Annotated in this window: 6 protein-coding genes; 4 read left to right on the top strand and 2 right to left on the bottom strand. The window is 56.2% G+C overall.

Features of this window, described 5'->3' with window-relative positions:
* Positions 1–175: 175 nt before the first annotated feature.
* Positions 176–2,335: a RelA/SpoT family protein gene (locus V6C07_RS03605; protein ID WP_333535005.1), complete on the bottom strand. Its 2,160-nt coding sequence runs from the start codon at positions 2,333–2,335 to the stop codon at positions 176–178.
* 530 nt (positions 2,336–2,865) lie between these two features.
* A complete protein-coding gene (locus V6C07_RS03600) occupies positions 2,866–4,473 on the bottom strand; it encodes a peptide-binding protein (protein WP_442891922.1) in 1,608 nt (535 codons plus the stop codon).
* 202 nt (positions 4,474–4,675) lie between these two features.
* Between V6C07_RS03600 and V6C07_RS03595 the strand changes: the two genes are divergently transcribed.
* From V6C07_RS03595 to V6C07_RS03580, 4 genes are all read left to right on the top strand, one after another.
* The gene (locus V6C07_RS03595; RefSeq protein ID WP_333535002.1) at positions 4,676–7,951 is read left to right on the top strand and encodes a DEAD/DEAH box helicase; all 3,276 of its coding nucleotides are present in this window, start codon (positions 4,676–4,678) and stop codon (positions 7,949–7,951) included.
* A gap of 705 nt (positions 7,952–8,656) precedes the next feature.
* Complete coding sequence (locus V6C07_RS03590; protein WP_333535001.1) at positions 8,657–9,646, top strand: methionine ABC transporter ATP-binding protein; 990 nt, start codon at positions 8,657–8,659, stop codon at positions 9,644–9,646.
* Positions 9,639–10,346, top strand: a complete 708-nt coding sequence (locus V6C07_RS03585; protein ID WP_333534999.1) for a methionine ABC transporter permease — start codon at positions 9,639–9,641, stop codon at positions 10,344–10,346. Before V6C07_RS03590 ends, V6C07_RS03585 begins: the two co-directional genes overlap by 8 nt.
* A 196-nt stretch (positions 10,347–10,542) precedes the next feature.
* Entirely contained in the window at positions 10,543–11,319 is a 777-nt protein-coding gene (locus V6C07_RS03580) for a MetQ/NlpA family ABC transporter substrate-binding protein (RefSeq protein ID WP_333534998.1), read from the top strand.
* The last annotated feature ends 146 nt before the right edge of the window (positions 11,320–11,465 follow it).

Raw genomic sequence — 11,465 nt, 5'->3', positions numbered from 1 at the left:
CATTCTCAAAGTTTAAGGCACGCTCACTTCGGCGTTTAACCGCGCAGATAAACTGCGCTTACGCCTCCGTAGCGAACGTCTGCTCACGCAGCCGCCAGAGCAATTTCAAAGTGAAATTGCTCTAAACCGTATCTCGGGCTGATTTTGTACAGACGTCCGTTGCCCCGAGGGAGCATCATTGCGCATCTTCCGTATCGCGCACCACCTCAAGAATGGGCGGCAAAGAGCGGATGGACTCGATGAGCTGGTAAAGCTGCGTGGCATCGCGCACTTCCACTGTAAAGCGCAGCTTGGCACGGCCGTCCACGAGGTTGTCCATATTCAGACCGGTGATGTTCACGTTGTTTTTGGCAAGCACCTGAGCCACCAAAGCCAGCACTCCGTGCTCGTTTTTGGCAATGATGAAAATACCGGCTTCGTACGGTTTTTCTTCCGCGCCGTCCCAATGCACGGAAATAAGCCTTTCCGGCTCCATATTCGCCACATTTGGGCAATCCGCACGGTGTACGCTGACGCCAAGGCCACGGCTGATATAACCTATGATGGGGTCGCCGGGAACCGGGTTACAGCACTTGGCAAAACGCATGAGCACGCCGTCCACGCCGGAAATGCCCACGCCCTCCGTTTTGCGGCCGGCGGCCTCTTTGCTTTCCTTGACCGTGGGCGTTTCAGGCGCGGAGGAAACCGCATCCGGGTGCAACACGGCATACAGACGGTTGAGCACCTTGCGTGGCGTTGTATGGGCATAGCCCACCGATGCCACAAGGTCATCCACGCTCTCGAAATTCATTTCCTGGGCCACCAGGGCCATATGCCCGTCCTTGATGGCCCTGTTGACGTTAAGGCTGACCTTTCGCCCTTCTTTTTCCAGCATGTCGCGCCCAAGACTTACCGCGTGGGCGCGCTCCTCGGTGCGCAGATAGCGCTGAATGCGGCTGCGCGCCCTGGCTGTTTTGACAATCTTGAGCCAGTCCCTGTTGGGCTTTCTGCTTGGATCAGTAAGAATTTCAACAATATCACCGTTTTTAAGCTCTGTGCCCAGGGGCATGAGCCTGCCGTTGATCTTGGCGCCGGTGCAGTGCTGCCCCACCTTGGTGTGGATGATGAAGGCGAAGTCCAGCGGGGTGGCCCCTTCGGGCAGTTCCTTGACATCGCCCGCCGGGGTGTACACGTAGACCTCGTCCTTGAAGAGATCCAGCTTGAGCGAATGCATGAACTCGCGCGAGTCCGTCTCTTCGCTCTGGCGCTCAAAAATTTCGCGCAGCCAGCCGAACTGCTCCAGGTCCTTGCTGTTGACGCGGCCCTTTTCTTTATACAGCCAGTGGGCCGCCACGCCGTGTTCGGCCTGTCGGTGCATGTCTTCGGTGCGTATCTGGATTTCTATGCGTTCGCCTTCGGGCCCGATGACCGTGGTGTGCAGGCTCTGGTAGCCATTGGTCTTGGGCATGGAGATATAATCTTTAAAGCGCCCGTGTACGGGCCGCCATTGCGAGTGCACAAGGCCAAGCGCGGCGTAACAGTCTCTGATGTCCTTGACCAGAACACGAAACGCCATGATGTCGTGCATTTCATCCAGTGACAGGGACTGGGACTGCATCTTTTTATAGATACTGTATTTATGCTTGATGCGGCCATACACCTGTCCTTCAATGCCGTTAGAGGCAAGAAGGTCTTTAATCAGATCTACAACCTTGCCGATTATCTGCTTTTCCACCACCTGATGCTTGTCCAGCCAGTGGTCTATCTGATTGAAAATGTCGGGACGCAGATATTTGAAACTCAGGTCTTCCAGATTGCGCTTCATGATATACAGGCCCAGGCGGTTTGCCAGGGGCGCGTAAATATCCATTGTTTCCTGGGCAATGCCTTTCTGCTTGTGGGCTTTCTGAAAATCCAGGGTGCGCATGTTGTGCAGGCGGTCGGCCAGTTTGACCATAAGCACCCGCATGTCGTGGCTCATTGCCAGAATCATCTTGCGGATATTCTCTGCCTGGGCTTCCTCTTTGTTTTCAAAGGGGATCATGCTGATCTTGGTCACGCCGTCAACAATGTCGGCCACATCCTCACCGAAATTCTCGTCCAGTTCCTCAAGCGTGGCCTTGGTGTCTTCCACCGTGTCGTGCAAAAGCCCGGCGGCCACCGTTGATTCGTCAAAACCCATTTCAGCCAGGGTGTCGGCCACGGCCAGCGGATGGGAAAGATACGGCTCGCCCGACAGGCGGGTTTGCCCCACGTGGGCAGTGGCTGCGTAAACGTAGGCTTTCTGGATAAGCTCCAGATCCGCGTCGGGATTGTGCGCCGACACCTTGTCGAGAATTTCCTGTATGCGAATCATGCGTAAATCCCGTCCGGGCGTAAAATCTTTGTGATGTCCTGACTATGTTATCAGTTGCGCAGCCTTGTCAATGCTGTTGGCCCTGCGGAAAGCGCCGCCGCTGCCGCAAAAAAAGATCAGAGCTTTCAGATGTTCCGGGCCTTGCGTACCCGTCAGGCATCTGCGCCTTTCGCCTGCCATAAGGCGTTTTTTCATGAGGATGAATTCTGAATAACTGCCTTTGCGGCGGTGGCATGCCTGCAAGGGACTACTGCCGGGCCTCCCGCCTCGGCAGGAGTTTTTTTGCAACAGAGCGAAGCCCCAATAAAGGTTTTAGGGGGTGGCGGCGTGAGGGAGGGAGCCTTTTGCAAAAGGCTCCCTCCCTCACAAAGTATTTCAACGTAAAAACATTCCAGACAGGGGAGCTAGACGCATTTAACACTTGAAATGCTCACTTACGGCAGGCAAAAGCCTGCCTGCTCGCATTTCGTAGCAAGGATTTCCCTGAAAATCCTTGCAGAGCAGTTAGCTCATTGCATTCGTAAACGGCCCTAGTCCGCCGTCAGGCTGTGACGCTGCAGTTCTTTTGGAACCCACCACTTTTCAAAATTGTACAACAGGCCCGCCAGAGCCGGCTCAACGCCCTGAAAACGCTTTTGCACCACGGGCAGCGCGTAGGGAACATACAAAAAGCAATAGGGCTGTTCCGCATCCAGCACTTCCTGTATACGGCAGTATAAACGGGCGCGCGTCTTCTGATCGGGAGTAGAACGCGCCTCTTCCAGCAACCTGTCCACTTCAGGATTTTTATAGCCGGTAAAGTTAAGGCCGCCTTCAACCGCCTGTGATGAATGCCATACCTGATAGATATCCGGGTCCTGAGGAATGGTCCAGCCGAGAATGATGGCGTCAAATCGCCCCTTGTTGACAAACTCGCGAATAAAGGCGGCCCATTCCACCGTGCGGATATGCACGTCAATGCCAATGGCCCTGAGCTGCGCCTGTATGACCGTGGCCGTAAGAATGCGCTGCTCGTTGCCCTGGTTGGTCAGTATGGTAAAGGAAAAGGGCTTGCCGTCCCTGTCCAGCAGACCGTCGCCGTCACTGTCGGTAAAACCGGCTTCGGCCAGCAGGGCGCGCGCGGCGGCCACATTTTGCGGCATGGGCTGAAGGGTCGGGTGATACGCCCACACCCCGGGCTTGAAAGGCCCAAAGGCCGGTATGCCCTGCCCGAGCAGCACCCCCTGGATGATGCTGTCCCGGTCAATGGCCTGAGAAACAGCCCGGCGCACGCGCACATCCGCAAAAAACGGATGCTGCAGGTTAAAGCCCAGAAAAACATAGGACGAGGCGAGATAACGAAACTTGTTGAACTCACGCTCCCACATGGGGCCGGACGTCTGCCGCAGGTACTGCAGCGGAGAAAGATCCATAATATCCAGCCGCCCGGCCCGCGCCTCCATAAACATGGTCGCGCCGTCGGGAATGATGCGGTACACGGCTTCGGTGATGTGGGGCTTACCGTCAAAATAGGTGGGCGAGGCTTCAAGGATAATGCGGCTGCCCGGCTCCCAGGCCTTGAGCCTGTAAGGCCCCGCCCCCACCGGTTTGCGCGCCAGCGGGCTGCTGCGTATGTCCTGCCCTTCAAGAAGATGCCGGGGCAGTATGGGCTGCATCCACGAGGACACCGTGCGCGCAAAAAAATGCTCGTAACGGACCTCGAACGTATAGCGGTCAATGACGCGAAACTCTTTGATGCGTGAAAAATCTTCGGCATAGGGACTGCCGGTGGCCGGATCGGCCACCACCTTGCAGGTATAGGCCACATCCTCGGCAGTAAGCTCAACGCCGTCTTCCCACAAAATGCCCTTGCGCAGGGTAAAGCGCATGAGCCGCCCCTCGTCTTCCATGCTCCAGCTTTCCGCGGCCCAGGGCTCTACCTGAAGATCCTTGTCATAGCGCAAGGGCGCGACATAAATAAGGCCCGCCACCTCGTGAGAAGCGGAGTCTGCGGAAAGATAGGGGATAAGATTGGAGGCTTCGCCGATGCTGCCGAAAAGAATGCGGCCTCCGTCAACGGGTGTTCCCCAATTTTCTTTTTTTTCCGCTTCCGGCCCGGCTTCGGCGGCCAGAGCGGCAGAAGGAGAAAAAAAGCCCATAAAAACAGTCAGTAAGAGCAGGATACGAATTGGAAGAAATATATCCAACATACTGTTTACCCACTCAAAATTTATTTTTTTCATAATTTTGATGCTTCATATTGCTTTCGCCCCCCAACCTGTGCTATTTATCGCAAACATCATAACATCGCCCTGTCATTAGAAATTTTCACAAGCCTGACAGGGGCTTTTTGAGGAACGCATGAGTCGATCAGAACAGAGCGTCGTACGCGAAATGTGCCAGACCTTTCTGCATGACAGCGTACCGGAGTACATACGTGACGCCGCGTACTATATCCTGTCCGAAGGTGAGGTGCAAAAAATAAATATCCAGGAAGGCGAAACCTGGGACGTGCAGGGAGTCATACAGGGTGACGATCTGCAAGTCTATACGCCCAGCCTGAGCATGACCATCACTGACCACAGCACGCGGCACCAGTGCAACTGCTCTGACGCCTTCACCGGCATCTGCCGTCATGTGGCGGCTCTTGCCCTGCGCCTTGTCGAAGAACTGCGAAAGGAACAGGGCGACGCCGAAGAAAGCCCGCCCCCAAGCACCGACTGGAAGCAGAGTTTCCGCAACTTTTTCTCCACCGACATGGAACCGGAACCGGGCCGCCACTACCTTATCTTCCGCTTCGAGCCGGAACAGGGGCGGCTGCTGGTATCCTTTTTCCGGGCGCGGCAGAACAAGTCCGGCCTGTCCACCGTGCACAATGAAGTGACGCTGGAGCAGATCATCAACAATCCGGACTGGTGCGAATTTTCGCCGCAGTTGCCGTATGTGGCGCGCCAGATAGGCCAGCACCTGGACTATTACGGCCACCGGGTGGAAATTCCGCAGGGCCTCACCTCATGGTTTTTCTGGTCTGTGCGCAAGGAATACTATCTGCTCTGGAAAGACACGGACATGCCCTGCCGGGTGGAAAGCACGCCCTTTGCTCTCAAGCTCAAGCCCATCCTGGATGACTCCGGCTTCAGTTTTGAGGTGTTGCTCAAGCGCGAAGGGCGCCCTCCCCTGCCCATACGTGCCGGAGCCGCCAGCCGGGCCGCGGCTGAAAGCCGCACCCCCCAGAATGAAAGCACCGCGCCGGAAGACGCGCCCATTACCTTTCACGGGCAAATGCCGCTCTGGGTCTGCTACCAGCACAACTTTTACCCGGTGCAGACAGGGCTTTATCCTTCGCTTGTGCGCAATCTCATTTACGAACGCCCCGTGGTCCCCCACGAGGAAATATCCGAATTTCTCGACCGTGTGTGGACTCGCCTGCCCGCCTCCGAACTGTACGAACCGCAGCAGTTCCTCAAGCAGATGGAACCCGTGTTCCAGCCCGCCACCTATAATCCCAAACTCTTCCTGGATGAAGAAGGCAGCCTGCTCACGCTTGAGATAGACAACATCTATGAAACCCGCCACGGGGAGTTCACGCTCAACGGCCCCAACCCCGACTTCCAGACCGGCAGCTATACCTATGACGGCCAGACCTTCCTTGTGCGCCGCCATCAGGACGAAGAAGCCCAGCTCATGACCGACCTTGCCGGCATGGACTTTCAGTCCCGCTCAAGCAAACTGTGGTTTCTTGAGCCTGAAGAGGCCATTGCCTTTTTGCTGGACTATTATCCCAAGCTTGTCGAAAGCTACCGTGTTTACGGCGAAAAAGCCCTTTCGCGCTACAAGGTGCGCACGGCCACGTCCAACATCACGGCCGAGGTGGTCAGCAACGAGAAAGAAAAATGGTTCTCGCTGGACATCACCGTTGACTACGAGGGCCAGTCCCTGCCCCTGGAAAAAATCTGGAAGGCATGGACGCGCGGCAAGCGCTATGTGCAGCTCAAGGACGGTTCCTACACAAGCCTGCCCGAAGCGTGGCTTGAAAAGCTCGCCCACAAGCTCACGGCCCTTGGGCTTGACCCCTCAAAGCCGCCGCAGCAGAAATTCAAGCAGTTTGAAGCTCCTGTGCTGGACAGCCTGCTGGAAGACCTGCCCGGCGCGGCCACCGACTCTTTCTGGAACAATCTGCGCGAAAAAATACGTTCCTTCCGCGAGGTTCGCCCCATTGATCCGCCCAAGGGGCTTAACGCCAACCTGCGCGCCTATCAGGTGCAGGGCCTTTCGTACCTCAATTTTTTGTCCGAATACGGCTTCGGCGGCATTCTTGCGGACGAAATGGGCCTGGGCAAGACAGTGCAGACTCTCGCCTTCATCCAGTACATGGTGCAGAACCACCATGGCGGCCCCAACCTGATTGTGGTGCCCACTTCAGTGCTGCCCAACTGGGAGCGCGAAGCGGAAAAGTTCGTTCCCGGCCTCAAGCGGCTGACCATCTATGGAACGCGCCGCGAGGGCATGTTCAAGCATATTGCCAATTCGGACCTTATCATCACCACCTACGCCCTGTTGCGGCGCGACCTGGAGGAGATGGAAAAATACGAATTCAATACCGTTATTCTGGACGAAGCCCAGAACATCAAAAACCCCAATACCATAACTGCCAGAGCCGTGCGGCGCATCAATGCCCGCATGCGTCTGTGCCTGTCAGGTACGCCCATTGAGAACAACCTCTTTGAGCTTTGGTCGCTCTTCGAGTTTCTCATGCCGGGCTTCCTCGGCTCGCAGCACGCTTTCCAGCGCGGCATCGTCAAGCCCATCAAGGACGGCGACGCCGAAACGCTGGACTACCTGCGCACCCGCGTGCGGCCGTTCATATTGCGGCGCACCAAGGCCGAAGTGGCAAAAGACCTGCCGCCCAAGGTGGAAAGCGTCACCTGCTGCGCCCTCGAAGAGGCACAGGCAGAACTGTACGCCGCCCTGGCCCGCAAGCTGCGCGCCCAGGTGCTGGCCGACGTGGATCAGAAAGGGCTTGCCAAAAGCCAGATGTCCATTCTGGACGCCCTGCTCAAGCTGCGCCAGATCTGCTGCCACCCGCGCCTGCTCAAGATAGACATCCCCGGCTTTACCACCAATCTGCCGTCCGGAAAGTTCGACGCTTTCAAGGACATGATCATGGAAATCGTGGAAGGCGGGCACAAGGTGCTGGTGTTTTCGCAGTTTGTGCAGATGCTGCAGATCATCAAGCAGTGGCTTGAGTTTTCGCAGGTTCCCTTCTGCTACCTTGACGGTGCGAGCAAAGACCGCTTTGATCAGGTGGACCGCTTCAACAACAGCCCGGACATTCCCATCTTTCTCATTTCGCTCAAGGCGGGCGGCACGGGTCTCAACCTTACTTCGGCAGACTACGTTATCCACTACGATCCGTGGTGGAACCCCGCCGTGGAAAGTCAGGCCACAGACCGTACCCACCGCATCGGGCAGACAAGACAGGTGTTTTCCTACAAGCTTATCTGCCAGAACACGGTGGAAGAAAAAATACTCAAGTTGCAGGAAGCCAAGCGCGGCGTGGCCGAGGCCATTATCCCCGGTCAGGACACCTGGAAGTCCCTTACCCGCGAAGACCTGGAAATGCTGTTTGACGTTTAGAGCAATTTCACTTTGAAATTGCTCTGGCGGCTGCGCGAGCAGACGCCCGCCGCGAAGGCGTAAGCGCAGTTTATCTGCGCGGTTAAACGCCGAAGTGAGCGTGCCTTAAACTTTGAGAATGTATATTCTCAAAGTTAATCTGCTCTAGAAGTGAAAATGCTCTGGGCATTTTCACAGAGCGACAACTCCGGCGGGCGTGTGCAAACACGCCCGCCGTGTTTCAGGAACTGTGGTTCAGCGACCGTGTTTCAAGGACCGTACTTCAAGAATCGTGCTTCGAGGGCCAGTCAGAGCAATTTCACTTTGCAATTGCTCTGGAGACTGCGTGAGAGCGGCCCGCCGAACGGTGCGGGCGCAGCTTCAGCCGTTGCTTCAGCCGTTGTCCGAAAGGCTTGCGGATGCTTCAGGATCTGTAACGCAGGAAACTCCCCTTGCAGACAGCGTGTGTAACGGTCGGTCTGTTTCACACAATCACTGTCGCATTCGCAAGGCTCGCAGGCTCGCCAACCGCTGCCGCCAAGACAGCAGATCTGTTTTCGTGCGCGGTCAGACACTGGAACGGGCGTCCCGTAAACCTTGGGAATGTCTATTCTCAAAGCTGATCTGCTCCAGACGCTCCGTGCCTTTCCGCCGGAGCATCTTTACTTTTCGCGGCAAATAACGCATTCTTTCCGGATTATATCAACAGACTCAGGTACCAAGCGCATGATTCAGGTAAACCAGCTACGCAAGAGTTTCGGCAGCCATGTTGTTTTGCAGGACATCAACATGCATGTGCGCCGTGGCGAAATCTTCGGTATTGTCGGGCACTCCGGGGCCGGAAAATCCACGCTTCTGCGTTGCCTCAACGGCCTTGAGCCGTATGATGAAGGCAATGTCAGGGTTATGGATGTTGAGGTCGCCTCGCTCGACCCCCACCATCTGCGCCAACTGCAAAGCAAGATGGGCATGATCTTTCAGAATTTCAACCTGATGGCCCGCAAAAACGTTTTTGACAACGTGGCCTTTCCGTTACAGCTCTGGCACAGGCCCGAACGCGAGAAGCGCGTGATGGAACTGCTTGAGCTTGTAGGCCTTACGGACAAGGCCCGCCAGAGGGTGCAGAGCCTGAGCGGCGGCCAGAAGCAGCGCGTGGGCATTGCCCGCGCCCTGGCCCTGAACCCCAGCATTCTGCTTTGCGACGAAGCCACATCCGCCCTTGATCCCAAGACCACCTCTTCCATTCTTGACCTGCTGGAAGACATCAACAAGCGGCTGAACCTGACCATCATCATGGTCACGCATCAGATGGAGGTGGTCAAACGCCTCTGCCACAGCCTGCTTTTGCTTGACGGCGGCAAAACCGTGGCCCTGGGCAAGACCGAAGACCTGTTTCTTGCTCCCACCAAGGACATGCAGGCCATTGTGGAAAACGAGTTTACCCTTATCCCCGGTGGAACCAACATTCGCCTCATGTTCCCGCGCGAAATTTCGCAGCAGAGCGTCATCACGCAGATGGCGAGAGCGCTGGGCATAGATTTCTCCATTGTGGGCGGCAAGCTGGAACGCTATCTGGACGATGTTTTCGGCTTTCTCATCATCAACGTGCAGGACCAGAATATTGACGCCGTGCTGCGCTACCTGAAGGAGCAGCGCCTGTTCTGGGAGATACTGGAATACCCTTCGCAACAAGCCACGGATGCCGACCATGAGTGATCAACTGAGCACCCTCGCCCAACTGGCCCAGGACATGCGCCCCTTGTGGGAACGGCTGCAGGACAAGATGCCGGAAATTCTCATGGCTACCTGGGAAACCGTGCAGATGGTGCTGATTTCGACCTTTTTTTCTCTGGTCATCGGCTTCATGCTGGCAATTCTGATGATCGTGACCAATCCCATCGGCCTGAGCCCCTGCCGCCCGGTTTACAGGGTCGTGGATTTTGTGGTGAACCTTCTGCGCTCGTTCCCGTTCATCATTCTGCTGATCGCCATCATTCCCTTTACGCGCATGGTGGTGGGAACCTCCATCGGCAGCGCGGCGGCCATCGTGCCGCTTACCATTGCGGCGGCCCCCTTTGTGGCCCGCCTCATTGAAACCTGCTTTCTTGAGGTGGACAGGGGCGTCATCGAAGCGGCCCGGTCGTTCGGGGCCAGCAATGCCCAGATCATTTTTCGGGTGCTCTTTCCCGAAGCCCTGCCGTCCATCGTGCTCAATATAGCTGTCATCGCCATCACCCTGCTCGGCTATTCCGCCATGGCGGGAACCGTGGGCGGCGGCGGCCTGGGCGACCTGGCCGTCAAATATGGCTACAACCGCTTTCAGGTTGATATCATGGTCTATTCCGTTATCATCCTGTGTGTGCTGGTGCTGCTTATTCAGGGCATCTGCAACTTTTTGTACAAAATTCTGCGCTAGAGCAGTTAACGAATGAAATGAGTTAACTGCTCTGCAAGGATTTTCTTGAAAATCCTTGCCACGAAATGCGAGAAGGCAGGCTTTTGCCTGCCGTAAGCGAGCATTTCAAGTGTTAAATGCTCTAAAGGCCCGCGGCGCGCGCAACGGGCTTTCATCCCTCTTCAACGGCACAGTCTTACCCAAGCAAGGAGCCATCATGAAACGCCTGCTTCTGTCCCTGGTCATGACTCTGGCTATGGCCGCTCCCTCTTTCGCCGCCGAGGACATCGTCGTCGGCGTCACGCCCTTTCCGCACAAGGACATCATGCTTGTAGCCAAGCCCCTGCTGGCCAAGGACGGCTACAATCTGGTCATCAAGGAATTCACCGACTACGTGCAGCCCAACATGGCCCTGTCCAACGGGCAGCTCTATGCCAACTTTTTCCAGCACGCCCCCTACCTCGACAATATGAACAAGGAAAAAAAGCTGGGGCTCGTTTCTGTGGGCAAGGTGCATATCGAGCCTTTGGGCGTGTATTCCAAAAAGATAAAAAAGCTGTCTGACCTCAAAAAGGGCAGCGCCATCGCCGTGCCCAATGACCCCACCAACGAGGCCCGCGCCCTGCGCCTGCTGGAAGCCAACGGCATCATCAAGGTCAAGCCCGGCGCACTCATCACTGTGGCCGACGTCACCGAAAATCCGCTGAATCTCAAGATTCATGAGCTGGATGCCGCCCAACTGCCCCGCACCCTGGACGATGTGGCCGCTGCCGTCATCAACACCAACTTCGCCGGCGAAGCCGGTCTTATACCCGCCCGCGACGCCCTTGTGCTGGAAGACAGCGAATCCCCGTACGCCAACATTGTCGTGGTGCGCGAGGCCGACAAGGACAGCCCCAGGACCAAGGCCCTCATGAAGGCCGTCCAGTCGCCCGAAGTCAAAGCCTATATTGAAAAAGAACTGGTGGGCAAAGGCATCATGCCTTCGTTCTAGACAGTGTCGTCACGAGCGTCTTTCCCGGTATCTCTGCGTCGAACTTCGCCTTTTATTCCGGTCGAGTACCATAAGAGTACACTCCCTGCATAAAAGGCTCGTTCTCCTTGATATACCAAGGAAATTCATCTCGTGACGACACTGTC

This window comes from Desulfovibrio sp. 1214_IL3152 (genome assembly GCF_036763055.1).
Classification (GTDB): domain Bacteria; phylum Desulfobacterota; class Desulfovibrionia; order Desulfovibrionales; family Desulfovibrionaceae; genus Desulfovibrio.
Note: the sequence above shows the minus strand (reverse complement) of the source record. Positions and strands in the feature narration are given on the sequence as shown.